Source organism: Pantoea sp. PNA 14-12 (assembly GCF_004364735.1).
Taxonomy (GTDB): domain Bacteria; phylum Pseudomonadota; class Gammaproteobacteria; order Enterobacterales; family Enterobacteriaceae; genus Pantoea; species Pantoea stewartii.
The window spans coordinates 538764-559429 of the sequence record NZ_SOAJ01000004.1 but is presented as its reverse complement, the minus strand read 5'-3'; the positions used below and the strand labels follow the sequence as shown (position 1 = coordinate 559429).

Here is a 20666-nt window from a genome sequence, read left to right as displayed (position 1 = left end):
TGTGGAACCCCTTAGCGTCCGGGGAAACCTGGCGGCATCATACCTTTCATGCCGCGCATCATTTTCGCCATTCCGCCCTTCTTCATTTTCTTCATCATCCGCTGCATGTCGTCGAACTGCTTTAATAAGCGGTTAACGTCCTGCACCTGCATACCGGAGCCGGTGGCAATACGGCGCTTACGTGAGCCTTTGATGATTTCTGGTTTTTCGCGCTCTTTGCGCGTCATCGAATTGATGATGGCTTCCATGCGCACCAGCACTTTGTCATCCATCTGCGATTTCACGTTGTCAGGCAGTTGCCCCATGCCCGGCAGCTTGCCCATCAGGCTCGCCATTCCGCCCATGTTGCGCATCTGCTTCAGTTGCTCAAGGAAATCATTGAGATCAAAACCGTCGCCGGTTTTCAGCTTCTTCGCCAGTTTTTCCGCTTGCGCGCGGTCAACTTTGCTCTCGATATCTTCAATAAGCGAGAGGACGTCGCCCATACCAAGGATGCGTGAGGCGATACGGTCCGGATAAAACGCTTCCAGCGCATCGGTCTTCTCGCCCATCCCCATAAACTTGATTGGCTTGCCCGTGATATGGCGAATCGACAGCGCGGCACCGCCGCGCGCGTCACCATCCACTTTCGTCAGGATAACCCCGGTCAGCGGCAGCGCTTCATTAAAGGCCTTCGCGGTATTCGCCGCATCCTGACCGGTCATGGCATCCACGACAAACAGGGTTTCAACCGGATTAATCGCGGCATGAACCTGTTTAATCTCGTCCATCATCGCTTCGTCTACGTGCAGACGACCTGCGGTATCCACCAGCAATACATCGTAAAACTTGAGTTTGGCTTCACGCAGCGCGTTGTTGACGATATCAACAGGCTTCTGGCTCAGATCGGACGGGCAGAAATCCACCCCCACCTGCTGTGCCAGGGTTTCCAGCTGTTTGATCGCCGCCGGGCGATAAACGTCCGCGGACACCACCAGCACTTTTTTCTTGTGCTTTTCACGCAGGAATTTACCCAGCTTACCCACACTGGTGGTTTTACCCGCACCCTGCAGGCCCGCCATCAGCACGACAGCCGGCGGCTGCGCGGCCAGATCCAGCGCGTTGTTTTCTGCGCCCATCGCCGCAACCAGTTCATTGCGGACGATTTTGATAAATTCCTGCCCCGGCGTCAGGCTTTTATTGACGTCATGGCCCACCGCGCTTTCTTTTACGCGGTTAATGAAATCCCGCACCACCGGCAGCGCAACGTCAGCTTCCAGCAACGCCATGCGCACTTCGCGCAGCGTGTCTTTGATGTTGTCTTCAGTCAGCCTTCCGCGGCCGCTGATATTGCGCAGGGTTTGCGACAAACGATCGGTTAAATTGTCAAACATTGTCTCTCACTTAAAAAAAATCGCGAGGCGCCATATCGGCAGAATGCGGCGGATTATAACACGAAGCCGAGCCGATCTCTTCAATTCCACCTCAGATCGTTTGGAGCCTGCTTCGCCTGGCGCTATACTGCCCTTTTCCTTTATCTGACTGATGCCTGAAAGGAACTATGTCCGTTTTCGCGATTGTGGCGCTGTTCGCCTACTCCCTGAGTCTTGCACTCATCATCCCCAGCCTGTTGAAACGTCAAAGCGGCTGGCGTCGGTTAGCTGTGTTGTCGGCCTGTGTGGCGCTTGTCACCCACGCCGTCGCCCTGCAGCAACGAATTTTCGCTGTCGATGGCGGGCAAAACCTCAGCCTGCTGAATATTGGTTCGCTGGTCAGCCTGCTGATCTGTGCCATTATGACCATTGTTGCCTCACGGAATCGTGGCTGGTTACTGCTGCCGATTGTCTACAGCTTTGCCTTAATTAACCTGGCTTTTGCCACATTTGTACCGAACGCATTCATTACCCATCTTGAAACAACGCCAGGCATTATGATCCACATTGGCCTGTCGCTGTTTGCCTATGCCACGCTGATTATTGCGGCGTTGTATGCGTTACAGCTGGCATGGATTGACTACCAGTTGAAAAACAAAAAGCTGGCCTTCACGCAGGATATGCCACCGCTGCTGACCATTGAACGGAAGATGTTCCACATCACCCAGGTCGGCGTGGTGTTACTGACGCTGGTGCTGTGTACGGGCCTGTTCTATATGCACGATCTGTTCAGCGCCGAGAACGTGGATAAAGCCGTGCTGTCCATTATTGCCTGGTTTGTCTACATCGTTTTGCTCTGGGGCCACTATCATGAAGGCTGGCGCGGTCGCCGTGTGGTGTGGTTCAACTGCAGCGGCGCTGTGCTGCTGACGATGGCTTATTTCGGCAGTCGCGTGCTTCAGCATCTGCTTATTCACAGTTCTTAATCAAAAGGAAGTTTTGCGGTGGAACATGTTTCGACCACGACCCTGATTGTCACGCTCATCATCATGGTGTTGGTTTCAGCCTACTTTTCGGGTTCTGAGACCGGCATGATGACGCTCAATCGGTATAAATTGCGTCATCAGGCAAAAAATGGTCACCGCGCCGCCCGCCGCGTTGAAAAGTTGTTAAAGCGTCCCGATCGCCTTATCAGCCTGGTGCTCATCGGGAATAACCTGGTCAATATCCTTGCGTCCGCCATTGGCACCATTGTGGGAATGCGCCTGTATGGTGACGCCGGTGTGGCGATTGCGACGGGTGTTCTGACCTTTGTCGTGCTGGTTTTTGCAGAGGTGCTCCCTAAAACCGTTGCTGCGCTTTATCCAGAAAAAGTCGCCTATCCCAGTAGCTTTCTGCTGGGCCCGCTGCAGTACGTTATGCTGCCGCTGGTCTGGTTACTGAATACCATTACGCGTCTACTGATGCGTCTTGTTGGCATTCGGGCAGAAGGGGCTATCAGTTCCGCGTTAAGTAAAGAGGAACTGCGCACTATCGTTTATGAATCACGTACGCACATGTCCCGACGCAACCAGGACATGTTGCTGTCCGTACTGGACCTGGAAAAGGTCAGCGTGGACGATATTATGGTGCCACGCAATGAAATCGTCGGCATCAATATCAATGACGACTGGAAATCCGTGATTCGTCAGCTCAGCCACTCACCGCACGGTCGTATTGTACTGTTCCGCGACTCACTGGATGACTGCGTTGGCATGCTGCGCGTGCGTGAAGCCTGGCGCATGATGACGGAGAAAAAAGAGTTCACTAAAGAGATGTTGCTGCGTGCCGCTGATGAAATTTACTACATCCCGGAAGGCACTCCGCTTAATACACAGTTGGTGAAGTTTCAGCGCAACAAGAAAAAGACCGGTCTGGTCGTTGATGAATATGGCGATATCAAAGGGTTAATCTCTATCGAGGATATTCTGGAAGAAATTGTCGGGGACTTCACTACGTCGATGTCGCCGTCGCTGGCCGAAGAGGTCATGCCGCAAAACGATGGCTCGGTGCTCATTGAAGGCAGCGCCAATATTCGTGAGATCAACAAAGCTTTCAACTGGCAGTTACCCGAGCAGGAAGCGCGCACGATTAACGGCATGCTGCTGGAGGCGCTGGAAGAGATCCCCACCGTTAATACGCGAGTCCGGGTGAATCATTACGACGTCGATATCCTGGATGTGCAGGATAATATGATTAAGCAGGTGCGCATTACGCCACAGACGCCGCTTAAACAGTCTGTAGGCTCCTGAGCAGAATAAAGCCGCCTTTTAGGGCGGCTTTTTATTGGCCTGGCTCCTGCTTTTTGCATAAACGGCGAGCCGTAACCCAATAAAAAACGCCGCGTATGCGCGGCGTTTTTGTGAGAACAGCCCAGACTAGATGTGCAGCTCTTTCAGCTTTTCAGCAGGCAGTTTCAGATCGTCATTGTGGTTAACGCCGATCTCCTGTGCCAGCACATTACGGGCAATTTGCTGCGCTTCATCCAGCGAATGCAGCTTGTAACTCCCACACTGGTATTCATTCAGCTCAGGAATCTGGTTCTGATCTTTCACTTTCAGCACATCTTCCATCGCGCCTTTCCAGGCCTGTGCCACACGTTGCTCATCTGGCGCACCAATCAGGCTCATGTAGAAGCCGGTACGGCAACCCATAGGTGAAATATCGACAATTTCTACGCCATCACCGTTGAGGTGGTTACGCATAAAACCTGCAAACAGATGCTCAAGCGTATGGATGCCACGTTCAGTCAGAATATCGATATTGGGGCGACAAAAACGCAGATCGAAAACGGTAATCGTATCGCCATGCGGCGTCTTCATGGTTTTTGCAACACGCACGGCGGGCGCGGCCATGATGGTATGATCTACAGTAAAACTATCCAGTAATGGCATACGTCACCTCTTAGTCTGAAAAATTTTTTATGAACGATGAAACTTTTCCGATCGCCCAGCGTCTGAATATATGAAAGACGCGCATTTGTTATCATCCATCCCTGACAACAGAGATGTTAATTTGGCCACAGTGATGTGGCCTTTTTCTTTTCTACCCTTCCCGGCTGGCCAGATAGGTTTCAAAATCCAGCGTATCACTCGCTTCGAGCTGCTGTTGCGCCGCAACAGATGCCTGCGCCTGTTGCGCAAAGTCCTCTGGCTTTAACACTTCCAGCGGCTCATTAACCAGCAACTGACGATACTGTTCCGCCAGCATAATCCCCGTGCCCGTTACGCCGTGTTCTTTCATGGCATTCAGAATACGCGCCGAATAGGTTAGCTCAGGATCGTCAAAGGATGCTACCAGTTCATCGCAGACCTGCTGATATTCAGTGGTGCCCTGATTACTGTCCAGCGCTTCTGCGACGCGGCGCAGGTCGGCGAACAAGGTTTTGCCCACCTCGCGCAGTGAATATTCCGCCTCACCACATCCTACCGCAATCTTCAGGTCAGGCTTACGTCCTTCCAGCACCACGCGGTTCCAGTTCTGCCGGCTACATTGTAATTCATCAGCGCTCATTTCAGGCGCGTCTGCCAGCGTGCACCAGATCAGGAACAGATCGAGGAAGCGGACCTGATTCTCATCCACACCAACAGGTGAGAAGGGATTAATGTCCATGGAACGCACTTCAATGTACTCAATACCACCTCGTAACAGCGCATCTGATGGAGCTTCTCCGGAACGGGTAACGCGTTTCGGACGAATCGGCGCATAGAGTTCATTTTCAATCTGCAATACGTTGGTATTCAGCTGTAACCAGTTGCCCTCAGCATCCCGGGTGCCCATCTTCACAAAGTCTTCTGAAGGCGTTTTAATCGCTTTTTTCAGTGCGCTGACGTAACCCTCAAGGGAATTAAAGGTAATGCCCAATGCGCTTTGTGACTTGTTGGTGTAACCCAGGTCGCTCAGACGTAACGATGTCGCGTAAGGCAACCACAGCGTGCCTTTGTCATCGTGTTTAAACGGCAGTGCGCTTTCTTTGCCCTGCAGGAAGCTGGAGCAGATAGCAGGTGATGCGCCAAACAAATAAGGAATGACCCAGCCAAAGCGATAATAGTTACGAATCAGGCGCAGATAGCCCGCAGAAATCGTCTCTTTACCACTTTCGTAATCTTTTACGTCTGCCCATGCCTGCCAGAACGACAGCGGCAGAGAGAAATTATAGTGAATGCCGGAGATGGTTTGCATCAGCGCACCATAGCGGTTTTTAAGCCCCTGGCGATACAGCGTTTTCATCCGACCAATATTCGATGTGCCATACTGCGCCAGCGTAATCTTATTGGCGTCCTCAATCAGGCAAGGCATGCTGAAAGGCCACATGCGTTCGTCACCGAGCTCATCCGCAACATGGCGGTGGACATCGCGCAAAAACGCCAGCATATGCTCAATGCTGTGATCGACTGGGGTAATGAACTCCAACAGCGTCTCAGCAAAGTCAGTGGTGATCCAGTCATGCTTAAGCGCCGATCCGAGCGACGCAGGATGCGCAGTCGTTGCAAGATGTCCATCCGGCTGCACGCGCAACGTTTCACGTTCGATGCCACGACCAATGCCTTTTAATGCATCAGGATGCGCCTCCAGCCAGGATAACGCTTTTGATACGTCGGGGATCACATTAACCTCCGGCTGTGTGAATAATTTATTTTTGTTCAGCATAGTGTTAACCCTAGCCCCGAATCTGTACGAATCAATGCCACCATTCCATGCCCTGTAATGTGGCGGTCGCAATAACGATGTAACGCAGAGTTTTGCCAATCGCCAGAAACAGCACAGTAGGTAGCCAGGCAAAACGCAACCAGCCTGCAAGCACGCAGAGCAAATCACCCACTACCGGCAACCAACTCAATAACAAAGCCGCCGGCCCAAGCCGCTGCAACCATGCCATTGCTGTTTCATGCCATTGCCCCTGACGTTTTAACGGCAATAAGCGACCCAAAATTATGTTGGTCAAGCCACCCAGGGTATTCCCTAACGATGCGACTCCAATCAACCCGTAAACTGATGCGCTTTTCGCGATCAGCAATGCAACCAACAGCGCCTCTGAACTACCCGGAAGTAGCGTCGCACTAAGAAAGCTGCTGCTCAATAAAGACAGATATGCCAGCGTCTCGCTCACAGCAGACGGACATCAACCACGGCCATACCTGCGGCTTTCGCTGCCTGTACGCCAAAATCTGCGTCTTCAAATACCACACAACGCGCCGGTTCAACGCCCAGTAATGCCGCACAGCGCAGGAACGTCTCGGGCTCCGGTTTGTGATGCTCGACGTCATCCGCCCCAACCACCGCCGAGAAGAGATCTCTGACACCCAGATGATTAAGAAGTGCATCTGCCATGGCGTGCTGGCTACCGGTGCCAACAGCCAGTGGTCGACGTCCGTGATAAGCCTTAACGACGTCCATTAACGGAAGCGGCTGGACATTTTCCAGCAGCATCGCTTTCACTGCTGCCGTTTTTTCTGCGGCAAGCAGATAAGGATCGTGATCGGCGTTATTGGTTTCGACAATTAGCTGCGCCAGCCGCCATGATGGCGCACCATTGAAATCCATCATGCGCGCTTCATCAAACGTTAAGCCATAACGCGTCAGCACCTGACGCCACGCTTTTCGATGTGTCGGTTCTGTATCAAGAATAGTCCCGTCCATATCGAAAATCAGGGCGTCGTATTGATCGTAGATTGTCACAGAGGACCTCCAACAAATGAGCCACTACTTTAGCTGAATGTGCGTAGGTTGTCGCCAGGCGGGATGAACAGCAAATGCTTTGAAAGCATTAGCTATTTTAGTTTTCAGATAAAGGTGATCGTGATGGAAAGCCTGTAACCCTTCGAATTTCCAATGGTTTTAGCAGGAAAGCAGAACGTAAGCATTATGTTAAGAAAGCCGAAGTGCCTGCCATCCGGGACAGAAAGTTTACGTCGCGATAAACACGATATTCCTTACAAAATCAGTCTGATCGAGAGGAATTCAATACTATGTTTATGACTAAAACAGTTAAGTTGGCGTTCTGGATTGCGACGGTAAGGCTGGCTGTTACGCACCTGCTGCACCAGGACGGCGTTGAATGAAATACACGACGCCAATCCTTGCTTTTGCGTTTAGCACGCGTGGCGAGGTTGTGTGGACTGTCAGGTGGAGCGCAGAGAAAAGGCGTTTGAAGATTAATCGCGATACACCGGGAGGATGATTCGGCGGGACCTTACCCTTCGGGCCGTTGCTGACGCAACGCTGGTTCTGACTGACAGACTGAATGGCTTACAGACCAGGAACACATGTTCGTACTGAAAAGTAGGGTGCATCCGGGAGGATGATTCGGCTGACGCCTTACCCTTCGGGCCGTTGCTGTCGCAACGTTATCCTCTCTGGTTCTGACTGACAGACTGAATGGCTTACAGACCAGGAACACACGTCCACACTGAAAAGTATGGTGCATCCGGGAGGATTCGAACCTCCGACCGCTCGGTTCGTAGCCGAGTACTCTATCCAGCTGAGCTACGGATGCATTTAGAAAGCTTTATGGGACGGCAGAAGCCAGTCTGGGGATAATACGAAGAATGGTGTATCCGGGAGGATGATTCGGCTCGCGCCTTATCCTTCTGTCCGTTGCTGACGCAACGTTGGTTCTGACTGCCAGACTGATTGGCTTACAGACCAGGAACACACGTCCACACCGAAAAGTATGGTGCATCCGGGAGGATTCGAACCTCCGACCGCTCGGTTCGTAGCCGAGTACTCTATCCAGCTGAGCTACGGATGCATTTAGAAATCTTTTATGGAACGGCAGAAATCAACCTGGGGATAATACGAAGAATGGTGTATCCGGGAGGATGATTCGGCTGGCGCCTTACCCTTCGGGCTGTTGCTGTCGCAACGTTATCCTCCCTGGTTCTGACTGACAGATTAAATGTCTTACAGACCAGGAACACACGTCCATACTGGAAAGTATGGTGCATCCGGGAGGATTCGAACCTCCGACCGCTCGGTTCGTAGCCGAGTACTCTATCCAGCTGAGCTACGGATGCATTATGAAATTCTTGTACAACGCAGGGTGCTAACGACTCACCATGAAGGAATTGCTAATTCACTTTACAACTCTGTTCCGATACCGTTCTCTGCTGGCGCGTAGCCTTGCATCAACGTGTCCATATTCAACGATATGGTGCATCCGGGAGGATTCGAACCTCCGACCGCTCGGTTCGTAGCCGAGTACTCTATCCAGCTGAGCTACGGATGCATCGGAAATGGCGGTGAGGGAGGGATTCGAACCCTCGATACAGCTTTTGACCGTATACTCCCTTAGCAGGGGAGCGCCTTCAGCCTCTCGGCCACCTCACCTTACGCGTTCTTCCGAACTGTGCTTCTGAACTTTGTTTCCGCTCATCGGCACTGCGTGGCGCACATATTACTTTCCCGGACTTATAAGTCAAACAATTTTTCGGAAGGTTTTTTCTGTTTGCACAAATGACAGGCAATTGGGACAAAATGACGGCAAAAAGGGTGAATAATCAACAATGAAAGATGATGAAGTTAACAAAAATGGGCGATAAACAGAAAAAAGGAAATTAAGCGGCGGGAGGAAAAAGGGGAGCGTCTCGCACAGGTGCGAGACGCAGAATCTGTCAGACGTTAGTTTGTTGCGTTTTTTCGGCCTGGATGCGCTGGTAAATCTCTTCGCGATGCACAGACACTTCTTTGGGTGCGTTAACACCAATACGGACCTGGTTACCTTTGACGCCCAGCACCGTTACAGTCACCTCATCGCCAATCATGAGGGTTTCACCAACTCGACGAGTTAGAATAAGCATTCTTTGCTCCTTGAAAGATTAAAAGAGTCGGGCTCATACAGCTTCCCGGCGTTATCCATCACTTAACGCTGTACACAGGTTATGAGAAATACACCATTGCACATCAACGCGCCAATACATTCTGCTGATAAATAGTTTAGCCGAAATACGCTACATCAACCCGACTTTGTCACTAGCAAATTTAACACCGTATTAAAAAGCGCCGGAACACCAGTTCTGACGCTTGCTACGATGAATTATTTTATTTCATCACAGACGGCTCGAAACCCATCCTTCAACACCTGCCAGCGCACCTTTCAGTGCCGTAGCATCACTGCCACCTGCCTGCGCCATATCAGGTCGACCACCGCCTTTCCCGCCCACTTTCGGGGCAAGTTCAGCAATCAGCTCTCCCGCTTTTACGCGGTCGGTAAGATCTTTTGTTACGCCAGCAATCAATGACACTTTGCCCTCAGCGACAGTGGCCAGAACAATGATGGCCGAACCCAGCTGATTTTTAAGATCATCAACCATAGTGCGCAACATTTTCGGATCGGTGTTACTGAGCTCTGTCACCAGCAGCTTCGCGCCTTTCACATCAATGGCGTTGTTGCCAAGCTGGGCACTTTCCTGCGCCGCCTGCTGATCGCGCAACTGCTGTAATTCTTTTTCCAGCGACCGCACGTGATCAACCAGCCCACGCACTTTGTCGTTCAGGTTACTGCTGTTGGCTTTCACCAACTGAGCAATGTCCTGTAACTGACTGCTCTGGGCATAAACCTGCGCCAGTGCCGCTTCACCCGTGACCGCTTCAATGCGGCGAATACCGGCTGCGCTACCCGATTCAGCCTGAATACGGAACAGACCAATATCCCCCGTACGTGCAGCGTGCGTACCACCACAGAGTTCAACAGAGAAATCGCCCATGGTCAGTACACGCACGCGTTGGTCATATTTCTCGCCAAACAGCGCCATTGCGCCTTTCGCCTTCGCCGCCTCAAGATCCATCACGTCGGTTTCTACCGGTAAGTTGCGACGGATTTGCGCGTTCACAATGTCTTCGACCTGACGAATCTCCTGAGGTTTCATGGCCTCAAAATGAGAGAAGTCAAAACGCAGGTATTTATCGTTAACCAGAGAGCCTTTCTGTGCGACGTGCTCACCCAGCACCTGACGCAATGCAGCGTGCATTAAGTGCGTTGCGGAGTGATTCAGACGGATACGTGCACGACGTGCTTCATCAACCACCGCCTCCACGCGGTCGCCAATGCGCAGCTGACCGCTGCTCACTTTGCCAATATGCCCGATTGCCTGGCCATATTTCTGCGTATCCTGAACCTGGAATTCAACGTTATTGCCTTTCAGCACACCGGTATCGCCAACCTGACCACCCGACTCGCCATAGAAAGGCGTTTCATCCAGCACTACCACCGCATCCTGGCCTGCCGAAACGGCATCAACCGCTTCACCTGCGACGAACAGCCCTTTCACCGTCGCGGCCAGGTCCAGTTGGTCATAGCCTTTAAAGGATGAGGCTGCATCTGTGCGGATGACATTGCTGTAGTCAGCGCCAAAGCCGCTGGCTTCACGGGCCCGTTGACGCTGTTGTTCCATGGCTTTTTCAAAACCGGCTTCGTCAATTTTGAGATTACGCTCACGGCAGACATCGGCCGTTAAATCGGCAGGAAAACCAAAGGTATCGTACAAACGGAAGACAGTTTCACCATCCAGCGTATCGCCTTTCAATTTAGCCAGTTCGTCATCAAGCAGGGCCAGGCCACGCTCCAGCGTTTTCGCAAACTGCTCTTCTTCGCTCTTCAGAACATTTTCAACCTGAGCCTGTTGGCGCTGCAGCTCTTCGCCAGCCGCCCCCATCACCTCAATCAGTGGCGCAACCAGTTTGTAGAAGAACGCCTCTTTCGCACCCAACATGTTGCCGTGACGCACTGCACGACGAATGATACGGCGCAGAACATAACCGCGGTTTTCGTTCGACGGGATCACGCCATCCGCAATCAGGAATGCACAGGAGCGGATATGATCGGCAATAACGCGCAACGACTTATTGCTCAGATCGGTCGCACCAGTGACCTCAGCAACCGCGTTAATCAGCTTCTGGAACAGATCGATTTCATAGTTGGAATTCACATGTTGCAGGACCGCCGTGATGCGTTCCAGCCCCATTCCGGTATCTACCGACGGCTTAGGTAATGGCAGCATGGTGCCATCCGCCTGACGGTTAAACTGCATGAAGACGATGTTCCAGATTTCGATGTAACGATCGCCGTCCTCTTCAGGACTGCCTGGCGGTCCGCCCCAGATATGATCGCCATGATCGTAGAAAATCTCGGTGCAGGGACCACAAGGACCCGTGTCCCCCATCTGCCAGAAGTTATCTGACGCGTAAGCACTGCCTTTGTTGTCGCCAATACGGATAATACGTTCGCGCGGAACACCAATATCATTGGCCCAGATGTCGAACGCTTCGTCATCGGTTTCATAGACAGTAACCCAAAGGCGCTCTTTCGGCAGCCTGAACCATTGGTCACCGGTCAGCAGTTCCCAGGCATAGGCAATGGCTTCTTTTTTGAAATAGTCACCGAAGCTGAAGTTGCCCAGCATTTCAAAAAAGGTGTGATGGCGTGCGGTGTAACCGACGTTTTCAAGGTCGTTATGCTTCCCGCCCGCACGAACGCAACGCTGCGACGTGGTGGCGCGGGTATAGTCACGCTTGTCCTGACCGAGAAACACATCTTTAAACTGGTTCATTCCGGCGTTAGTAAACAGTAACGTCGGATCGTTGTTCGGTACCAGGGAGCTGCTTGCTACAACCTGATGTCCCTTACTATTGAAAAAGTCGAGAAACGCTTGACGGATCTCAGCAGTGCTCTTGCTCATATATATCCTGGAATCACGCTAACGAAAGGTCCTTCTTTATCAGGCGTACCGCGTTATCACGGCAGCAAGCTTAAGGAACCAAAAGGGGTAAGATAAATATTCTTCGGAGGGAAGTAAAATCACATCGGCCTTTAGTCGTCAAAATTTCTGAAAACCTGCTGAATATCTTCACTCAGAAAGCCTTTTGCATGCAGATAGCGTTGCACTTTTGCTTTTTCTTTCCATTCGGTCGGCAACGGATGGCCAAATTTCTTTTCTGCCAGTTCCGCTGCGCAGGCTGACCAGTCGATCTCCGTCTCTTCCATGGCGAGATCAATCGCATCACGGCTTATGCCCTTTTGCCCCAGCTCCAGCCGGATCCGTTGTGGGCCAAAGCCTTTACGGCTGCGGCTCTGAATAAATCGCTCTGTGAAGCGCTCATCGTTCAGCCAGCCATTTTCGCTGCACCAGTTGATGACCCTTTCCAACAGCTCGGGAGTGATAATTTCAGGTTCTTTTTGTTTTATCCACGCACTGCGCTGGGCAGATAACTGCAGTTTTTGTTTGAGCTCTTCGCGACTGTGATCGCGCTGACCCAGCAGGCGCATTGCCCGATCGAGCAGGCGTGAAAAAGAGATAACGTGTGGCTGAGGTTGTTCAGACATACTGCGCACCTTTAACAAACGGAAAGAGAGTATGGAGGCAGAGGGGGAAAGAGGAAAGGCAAGTGAGAGGTTAACGTCAAACGGGAGCAGATTTCTCTGCTCCCGTTTCAGGCATTAATAGTCTTCGTTAGCTTCGCTGGCTGCATTCTCAACGTCGTCAGCGGAGAAGTCCGCTGCGTCGTTTTGCTCAGCGCCGTTAAGCAACATGTCGCGCAGTTTCAGGTCAATTTCGTTTGCGACAGCCGCATTTTCCTTGAGGAAGTTGCTGGCGTTTGCCTTACCCTGACCAATTTTATCGCCTTTATAGCTGTACCAGGCACCCGCTTTTTCAATCAGCTTGTGCTTCACACCGAGGTCTACCAGCTCACCGAAGGTGTTGATCCCTTCGCCATACATGATCTGGAACTCAGCCTGCTTAAAGGGCGCAGCAATTTTGTTCTTAACCACTTTAACGCGGGTTTCACTACCGACGACGTTATCACCCTCTTTGATGGCGCCAATACGGCGGATATCAAGGCGAACTGACGCGTAGAACTTCAGTGCGTTACCGCCGGTAGTGGTTTCCGGGTTACCGAACATCACACCAATTTTCATACGAATCTGGTTGATGAAGATCAGCAGCGTATTCGACTGTTTCAGGTTACCGGCCAGCTTACGCATCGCCTGGCTCATCATACGCGCCGCCAGGCCCATATGTGAGTCACCGATTTCGCCTTCAATTTCGGCTTTTGGTGTCAGGGCAGCAACGGAGTCGACGATAATCACGTCAACGGCACCGGAGCGCGCCAGCGCGTCACAGATTTCCAGCGCCTGTTCACCCGTATCGGGCTGTGAACACAGCAGGTTATCGATATCAACGCCCAGTTTCTTGGCGTAGACCGGATCCAGTGCGTGTTCAGCATCGATAAAGGCACAGGTTTTACCTTTACGCTGTGCGGCGGCAATCACCTGCAGCGTCAGCGTGGTTTTACCCGAGGCTTCAGGACCGTAAATCTCGACGATACGGCCCATCGGCAATCCACCCGCACCTAATGCGATATCCAGTGACAGGGAGCCTGTTGAGATGGTTTCCACATCCATTGAGCGGTCTTCACCCAAGCGCATGATGGAGCCTTTACCAAATTGCTTCTCAATCTGGCCGAGCGCGGCAGCTAAAGCCTTCTGTTTGTTTTCATCAATTGCCATTTCTACTCCTAATCATGCCGGGTAAACACGCACACATGGTGCCTGTGCACTTTCTGTTGCGAATAATTATACTGTATAGTCATACAGTATCAAGTTTAATTTTTCAGAAATTTACTGGCCAATGTCTGCAGCGCCCAGGCAACCGACTGACGGCGCACCGCATCACGGTCACCGTCAAACTGCTGGCGAAAAGCCATGACAATATCGTCGGGGCCGGCAAAGCCAAACCACACCGTTCCCACGGGTTTGTCTTCACTGCCCCCCTCCGGGCCAGCAATGCCGCTCACGGAAATGGCGTAATCGGCCCGCGCCTGCTGCCGGGCACCGACAGCCATTTCGCGCACTACGGCTTCACTGACCGCGCCAGATTGCGCCAGTGAGGCGGCACTGACGCCGACTAATTCCTGCTTGGCTTCATTACTGTAGGTCACGAATCCCCGTTCAAACCAGGCCGAGCTTCCACTGATGTCCGTAAACACCTTGGCGATCCAGCCGCCGGTGCAGGATTCGGCGCAGGTCACCGTAGCATTACGCTGCTTCAGCGCCTCACCAATCTGCGCACTCAACGTCTGCAACTGCGAATCATTCATTTTGTCGCTCCCTGTCAACGAGTACTGAACATGGTGCAAGCCCTGCCCTTTTTCAAGCGCCTGGGGTAAAGCAATGCAGAAATTGCGTGTGACTATCCAGATATTTTAGCGATTACGTGTCGCCACCATGAAAAGCCGGGGAAACGCCAGTAAGACCTTGCCGTCCTGCCGCGCCGGATACGCGGTCATGAGGCACTGGTGATAGGCGGCCAGAAACTGTTCCTGTTCAGATACGCTAAGTGGCGCAAGAAACGGACGCAGCCCGGTGGCTTTCAACCAGTGGATGATGGCCTGGGCATTATCCATAACGTGATAATAAGTGGTCCGCCAGATATCAACGGCACACCCGGCCGTTGTCAGCACATCGTAATAGTGTTCAGTTGAAAGTAATCGCTTGCGCTCGGCCGCCTGCGCGCTGATTTTGTCACGCCACGGCCCGGAAGTGGCCACATCTCGCATTAACTGATGTGAAGGCTCATCCAGATTATCAGGCATCTGGACGGCCAGCGTACCGCCGGGTGCCAGCTGATTTACGAGATGTGGTAAGAGCGAGGAATGGCCGCCCAGCCACTGTAGCGAGGCATTCGCATAGATAACCTGCTGTGGAATCGCGGCCTGCCAGGTGGCGATATCAGCCTGAATAAATGCGCATTGTGGTAGACGTTCACGCGCCTGCTCCAGCATGGCAGCAGAACTGTCGAGGCCCGTAATCTGCGCCTGTGGCCAGGCATCGACAAGCAGTTCGGTACTGTTGCCGGGACCGCACCCCAGATCGGTAACGAAACGGACATCTTCAACCCTGATTCTGGACAGTAATTCCTGAGCCGGTCGTGTTCTTTCGGCTTCGAACTTGCGATACAGCGTGGGATCCCAGTCTTGCATAACGTTTCACCTCTCATGCGCTCCGGACACACAGAACATAGACGTATAAATACGCATAAAGTGCCCGTTCAGGCAACAAAAGGGATAATGTCCGGGGAGCTGTGAACGGATTGTGGCAGGGCCGGTGAGTACCGGTAACGCATCAGGGCGACGTGAGGACACGTAAAATCGGGCGCACTGGGCGCCCAATACCATCAGTTCTTTTTGACAAACTCAGACTTCAGCTTCATCGGACCGAATCCGTCAATTTTACAATCGATATTGTGGTCGCCTTCTACCAGCCGGATACTCTTCACGCGGGTGCCAATCTTCAGCACAGAAGAGCTGCCCTTCACCTTGAGATCCTTGACAACCGTTACGCTGTCGCCATCTGCCAGTATATTGCCGTTAGCATCGCGAACGACCTGTTCCTGAGCGCTGTCGCTGCCTTCAGCTTGCGTCCAGATATGACCACATGACGGACAGTTTAGGTTCTCAGCATCCTGCCAGGTGTAATCAGCCTGGCAAACGGGACAAGCAGGTAAAGACATAACGACTCCAGATAATAACGGCGGCACAAAATACAGGGCCGCCATCATATAGCCTTACAGTTAATAAGGGTAGTATTAAAACAGCGAGCCCTTACGCGCCTTACTGACGGCTTCACCCAACTGCCACACAGCCATCGCATAATGCGTGCTGTTGTTATAACGCGTAATGGCATAGAAGTTAGGTAAACCGTACCAGTACTGATAACTGGTGCCTAAATCCAGCCGCAGCAGGCTGACCTGATCATTGCCGTCCAGCGGACCCTGGGGAGAAAGTCCTGACGCGGCCAGCGTACTGACGCTGTAACGGGTCTTAAAGCCATTCTCCAGCATCGGTGCCTGGCCGCTCGCCGGCACGGCCACATTCTCGCCAGGACGCCAGCCATTCTGCTGAAAATAGTGCGCGACGCTGCCTATCGCATCGACCGGATCCCATAAATTAATATGGCCATCACCATTGAAGTCGACAGCGTAAGCTTTGTAGGACGATGGCATGAACTGGCCATAGCCCATCGCACCGGCAAACGATCCTTTGAGATCGAGCGGATCGTCTTTTTCATCACGCGCCATCAGCAAAAAGGTTTCCAGTTCGCTGCTGAAATAGGCAGAACGGCGTGGATAATCAAAGGAGAGCGTAGCCAGTGCATCCAGAATACGGGTTTTGCCCATAACACGGCCCCAGCGCGTTTCGACGCCAATAATGCCGACGATAATTTCCGGCGGAACGCCATAGACCTGCTGCGCGCGCTGCAGAGCATCCTGATATTGATTCCAGAACGCCACGCCATTTTGTACGTTATCCGGCGTAATAAACTTATCGCGATAGCGGATCCAGGCCCCGTTAGGCCCACTTGGTGGTGTATACGAGGGAGCCTGGCGATCCATCAGACGCAGGACATAATCCAGTCGTTTTGCCTGGCCGATGATGGCGTGCAGTTGCTGACGGTCAAAGCCGTGCTTCGCCACCATTTTATTAATAAATTGTTCTGCAACAGGGTTACTGGCGAAATCACCAAACATCGGTTGAACCGCATGTGCGGGTTCCAGTAAAAATCCGCCTTTCGGCGCAATCAGTTCCGCAGGAGGCTGCGGCTGCGAAGAGTGTGGCTTACTGCTACAGGCGGCAAGCAGGGCAAAAAGCGGAAGAAGAGCAAGCTTAGAACGCATTGGATATCCATATAACAAGCCAGACCAGGGATGTTAATGTTAATCGTTCAACAGGAAGACATACAAACGTGATCGTATAAAAAATCGCTTTTTTTACCGCTGCATCGGCACGTTTTGTGAAGTGGCCCGAACGCTGAGGCCTCCCTTTACTGACGCGCTTTCTGTCACCCTGCGGCTTTGTTAAGTTCATGACTCGCCGTGGCAACCCTGATGATGCAGAAGCCGTAAACTGGTAAGATTCCTGCACGGTACAGACATCCCTGTCTGTCTCTCTGTTAAACCACCGCCTTGACCGTGACGGGCAAAAGGAAGAGTCAACCTTGAGTAAAGATGAGATGAAAAAAGCAGAGCAAATGGACTTGAGCACCCATACGCCAATGATGCAGCAGTATTTACGCCTCAAGGCCGAGCATCCTGACATCCTGCTGTTTTATCGCATGGGCGATTTCTATGAGCTGTTTTACGACGATGCGAAACGCGCCTCTCAGTTATTAGACATTTCCTTAACCAAGCGCGGTGCCTCGGCGGGCGAACCGATCCCTATGGCCGGTGTCCCGCATCATGCGGTTGAAAATTATCTGGCGAGGCTGGTGCAACTCGGTGAATCGGTCGCCATCTGTGAACAAATTGGCGACCCGGCGCTCAGCAAAGGGCCGGTCGAACGTAAGGTCGTCCGCATTGTTACCCCGGGGACGATCAGTGATGAGGCACTCTTGCAGGAGCGGCAGGATAACCTGCTGGCCGCTGTGGTGCACGGTGCGCGCGGCTATGGTTATGCCACGCTGGATATCAGTTCAGGCCGGTTTCGTCTGAGTGAGCCCATGGATCTGGAAACCATGGCGGCCGAACTGCAGCGAACCAATCCTGCCGAACTCCTTTATCCGGAAGATTTTTCGCCGATGTCGCTCATCGATCAGCGTCGTGGTCTGCGCCGTCGTCCCTTGTGGGAATTTGAAATTGATACCGCGCGTCAACAGCTTACTTTGCAGTTTGGTACGCGGGATTTAAACGGTTTTGGTGTGGAGCAGGCCCATCTTGGCCTGCGCGCGGCGGGTTGTCTGCTGCAGTATGTCAAAGATACCCAACGGACCAGCCTGCCACATATCCGCGCCATCAGCATGGAACGTCAGCAGGACAGCATCATCATGGATGCCGCCACCCGACGTAATCTTGAAATTACCCAAAACCTTGCAGGCGGTACCGAGAACACCTTAGCCGCGGTGCTGGATAAAACCGTCACGCCAATGGGCAGCCGGATGCTAAAACGCTGGCTGCATATGCCGTTGCGTGACAGCAGCGTCATCGCGAAACGACAGGAATCAATCGCCGAGCTGCAGGCGCTGAGCGACGTGCTTCAGCCCGTTCTGCGCCAGGTCGGTGATTTGGAGCGTATTCTGGCCCGCCTGGCGCTACGCACGGCGCGTCCACGCGATCTGGCGCGCATGCGCCATGCGTTTCAGCAGTTGCCGGAACTCAACGATCTGCTGGCAAACGCCGGGTCCGCCCACCTGAAAACCCTGCGTACCCAGATAGGTGACTTTAGCGACCTGCGCACACTGCTTGAGCAGGCCGTTGTCGAATCCCCACCGGTATTAATCAGAGATGGCGGGGTGATCGCCCCGGGTTATCACGCTGAGCTGGACGAGTGGCGCGCCCTGGCGGATGGCGCGACGGATTATCTGGATCGCCTGGAGATCCGCGAACGTGAAAAACTCGGTCTGGACAGCCTGAAAGTCGGTTTTAACGGCGTGCACGGTTATTACATTCAGGTCAGCCGGGGTCAGAGCCATCAGGTGCCTATTCACTATGTCCGCCGTCAGACTCTTAAGAATGCTGAACGCTATATCATTCCCGAGCTGAAGGAGTATGAAGACAAGGTCCTGACGTCAAAAGGCAAAGCGCTGGCGCTGGAGAAAAGCCTGTATGAAGGCCTGTTTGATCTGCTGCTGCCGCACCTTGAAGCGTTACAGTTAAGTGCGGCGGCGCTGGCCGAACTGGATGTACTGAGTAACCTCGCGGAACGCGCATGGACGCTAAACTACTGCCGTCCCACGCTGCACGACAAGCCCGGGATTAAAATCACCGCCGGCCGCCATCCGGTAGTGGAGCAGGTCCTGAAAGAACCTTTTATCGCCAACCCGCTCTCGCTGGCACCACAACGCCGCATGTTGATCATCACAGGCCCGAATATGGGCGGTAAAAGTACCTATATGCGTCAGGCTGCGTTAATCGCGCTGATGGCCTGGATCGGCAGTTTCGTTCCCGCCGAAGAAGTGGTCATTGGTCCACTGGATCGTATCTTCACCCGTGTGGGCGCAGCAGATGATCTGGCCTCCGGCCGCTCGACATTTATGGTCGAAATGACGGAAACGGCCAATATTCTGCACAACGCGACAGAAAACAGCCTGGTCCTGATGGATGAAATCGGCCGCGGCACCTCTACGTATGACGGCTTGTCGCTTGCCTGGGCTTGTGCGGAAAATCTGGCGAACCGAATCAAAGCGATGACCCTGTTTGCAACGCACTACTTTGAACTGACGACCCTGCCTGAAAAACTGGAAGGCGTGGTTAACGTTCACCTGGATGCGGTAGAACATGGCGATACGATTGCGTTCATGCACAGTGTGCAGGACGGTGCCGCCAGTAAAAGCTACGGGCTGGCCGTGGCCGCGCTGGCCGGCGTGCCAAAAGAGGTGATTAAACGCGCGCGTAATAAGCTGAAAGAGCTCGAAACGGTTTCCAGTCAATCCGCAACGTCAAACGTTGACGGCTCGCAGTTGCCGTTGCTGGTGGAAGAAACGTCTCCCGCCGTGGAAGCGCTGGAAGCACTGGATCCCGATACGCTGACACCGCGCCAGGCGCTGGACTGGATTTACCGCCTTAAAGCACTGGTCTGATGACGGCCGCCCTTTCGCGGGGCGGCTACGGACTTCCCGTTACGCGTTTCTCTGCGCCCGCCTTCTTTACCCCTGCTGGCGCATCCTTCTGCTACCGCTTTACGCGATTACAGGCTGATAAAGCGGTGTCATAATGCTGTCGTGTGCCTGTCGTGCTGCGATCGTGTTTCTGTCGACACTTACCGGCGATGCTGCAAACCGATTGTTTACTCTTTCGGAGACTCATTATGCGTAACCTGAACAACGTCAGAGAATATCGCCTGGCACGTGCCTGGTCACAGGAACAACTGGCGGAAATGGCCGGCCTCAGCACCCGAACCATACAGCGCATCGAAAACGGCGATCCGCCCAGCCTGGAAACATTGAGCGCACTGGCGGCCGTGTTTGAGATTAACGTGACCGATCTGACCGATGCCCCTGCGAATAACGGTGAAGCGCTGGACAGCTACATTTCTGACGCCCGCCAGCAGCTCGCTGCCGAGAGCCGGTTTTACCGTTCTCTGTTTAGCGCTGTGGTGGTATGCGCATTGTTGTATGTCCTGAACCACTTTACGGCGCCCAATGACCGCTGGTCACTCTGGGTCGCCGCCATTTGGGGCGCCTTACTGCTCGTCAGAGCATTGCGTCTGTTTATATTTAAGGATGCGATCCGCCGCTGGCAGCAAAAACGGCTGCAAAAATTATTGCGCAGACAGGGCTAACTTCCG

Annotated in this window: 17 protein-coding genes and 5 tRNA genes; 4 read left to right on the top strand and 18 right to left on the bottom strand. The window is 52.9% G+C overall.

Translation table 11 applies throughout. The features are described from left to right. Positions 1-11: 11 nt before the first annotated feature. Positions 12-1373: a signal recognition particle protein gene (gene ffh, locus C7434_RS16600; protein ID WP_006120711.1), complete on the bottom strand. Its 1362-nt coding sequence runs from the start codon at positions 1371-1373 to the stop codon at positions 12-14. 167 nt (positions 1374-1540) lie between these two features. Here ffh and C7434_RS16595 point away from each other — a divergent pair, with 167 nt between their 5' ends. Together C7434_RS16595 and C7434_RS16590 are read left to right on the top strand one after the other, a co-directional pair. Continuing rightward, on the top strand, positions 1541-2338 hold the full coding sequence (locus C7434_RS16595; protein WP_006120712.1) for an inner membrane protein YpjD: 798 nt from the start codon (positions 1541-1543) through the stop codon (positions 2336-2338). Between the two features lie 18 nt (positions 2339-2356). Beyond that, complete coding sequence (locus C7434_RS16590; protein WP_033739517.1) at positions 2357-3643, top strand: HlyC/CorC family transporter; 1287 nt, start codon at positions 2357-2359, stop codon at positions 3641-3643. Positions 3644-3769: 126 nt separating this feature from the next. Here the strand turns inward: C7434_RS16590 and luxS are convergent, their stop codons facing one another. The 17 genes from luxS to mltB all read right to left on the bottom strand — a co-directional run bounded on the left by luxS (position 3770) and on the right by mltB (position 17062). Further along, on the bottom strand, positions 3770-4285 hold the full coding sequence (gene luxS, locus C7434_RS16585) for an S-ribosylhomocysteine lyase (RefSeq protein ID WP_006120714.1): 516 nt from the start codon (positions 4283-4285) through the stop codon (positions 3770-3772). 151 nt (positions 4286-4436) lie between these two features. Continuing rightward, a complete protein-coding gene (gshA, locus tag C7434_RS16580) occupies positions 4437-6041 on the bottom strand; it encodes a glutamate--cysteine ligase (protein WP_033739518.1) in 1605 nt (534 codons plus the stop codon). Between the two features lie 31 nt (positions 6042-6072). Further along, on the bottom strand, positions 6073-6501 hold the full coding sequence (locus C7434_RS16575; protein WP_033739521.1) for a YqaA family protein: 429 nt from the start codon (positions 6499-6501) through the stop codon (positions 6073-6075). Next, on the bottom strand, positions 6498-7064 hold the full coding sequence (yqaB, locus tag C7434_RS16570) for a fructose-1-phosphate/6-phosphogluconate phosphatase (protein WP_044242548.1): 567 nt from the start codon (positions 7062-7064) through the stop codon (positions 6498-6500). Before yqaB ends, C7434_RS16575 begins: the two co-directional genes overlap by 4 nt. Before the next feature lie 746 nt (positions 7065-7810). After that, positions 7811-7887 (bottom strand) — tRNA-Arg (locus tag C7434_RS16565). 178 nt (positions 7888-8065) lie between these two features. Next, positions 8066-8142, bottom strand: a tRNA-Arg gene (locus tag C7434_RS16560). Positions 8143-8330: 188 nt separating this feature from the next. Next, positions 8331-8407: transfer RNA gene (locus C7434_RS16555), tRNA-Arg, on the bottom strand. Positions 8408-8542: 135 nt separating this feature from the next. Further along, positions 8543-8619 (bottom strand) — tRNA-Arg (locus C7434_RS16550). Positions 8620-8627: 8 nt separating this feature from the next. Beyond that, positions 8628-8720 (bottom strand) — tRNA-Ser (locus C7434_RS16545). 284 nt (positions 8721-9004) lie between these two features. Then, the gene (gene csrA / locus C7434_RS16540) at positions 9005-9190 is read right to left on the bottom strand and encodes a carbon storage regulator CsrA (RefSeq protein WP_006120718.1); all 186 of its coding nucleotides are present in this window, start codon (positions 9188-9190) and stop codon (positions 9005-9007) included. Positions 9191-9439: 249 nt separating this feature from the next. Next, positions 9440-12067 carry an alanine--tRNA ligase gene (gene alaS, locus C7434_RS16535; RefSeq protein ID WP_033739524.1) on the bottom strand — a complete coding sequence of 876 codons (2628 nt, stop codon included), beginning with the start codon at positions 12065-12067 and terminating at the stop codon, positions 9440-9442. Between the two features lie 131 nt (positions 12068-12198). Then, a complete protein-coding gene (locus C7434_RS16530; RefSeq protein WP_080752857.1) occupies positions 12199-12711 on the bottom strand; it encodes a regulatory protein RecX in 513 nt (170 codons plus the stop codon). 114 nt (positions 12712-12825) lie between these two features. Continuing rightward, entirely contained in the window at positions 12826-13896 is a 1071-nt protein-coding gene (gene recA / locus C7434_RS16525) for a recombinase RecA (protein WP_006120721.1), read from the bottom strand. A gap of 95 nt (positions 13897-13991) precedes the next feature. Beyond that, positions 13992-14486, bottom strand: a complete 495-nt coding sequence (pncC, locus tag C7434_RS16520) for a nicotinamide-nucleotide amidase (protein ID WP_006120722.1) — start codon at positions 14484-14486, stop codon at positions 13992-13994. 105 nt (positions 14487-14591) lie between these two features. Next, complete coding sequence (gene tam / locus C7434_RS16515; protein WP_133745664.1) at positions 14592-15368, bottom strand: trans-aconitate 2-methyltransferase; 777 nt, start codon at positions 15366-15368, stop codon at positions 14592-14594. Between the two features lie 194 nt (positions 15369-15562). Beyond that, positions 15563-15898 (bottom strand): zinc ribbon domain-containing protein YjdM, encoded by a 336-nt coding sequence (locus C7434_RS16510; protein ID WP_006120723.1) that lies wholly within the window; start codon positions 15896-15898, stop codon positions 15563-15565. Positions 15899-15973: 75 nt separating this feature from the next. Then, positions 15974-17062, bottom strand: a complete 1089-nt coding sequence (mltB, locus tag C7434_RS16505) for a lytic murein transglycosylase B (protein ID WP_133745663.1) — start codon at positions 17060-17062, stop codon at positions 15974-15976. Positions 17063-17397: 335 nt separating this feature from the next. Here mltB and mutS point away from each other — a divergent pair, with 335 nt between their 5' ends. Both mutS and C7434_RS16495 read left to right on the top strand, forming a co-directional pair. Continuing rightward, positions 17398-19959, top strand: a complete 2562-nt coding sequence (gene mutS / locus C7434_RS16500; protein WP_172913447.1) for a DNA mismatch repair protein MutS — start codon at positions 17398-17400, stop codon at positions 19957-19959. Between the two features lie 227 nt (positions 19960-20186). Beyond that, complete coding sequence (locus C7434_RS16495) at positions 20187-20660, top strand: helix-turn-helix domain-containing protein (protein ID WP_033739674.1); 474 nt, start codon at positions 20187-20189, stop codon at positions 20658-20660. Positions 20661-20666: the final 6 nt, after the last annotated feature.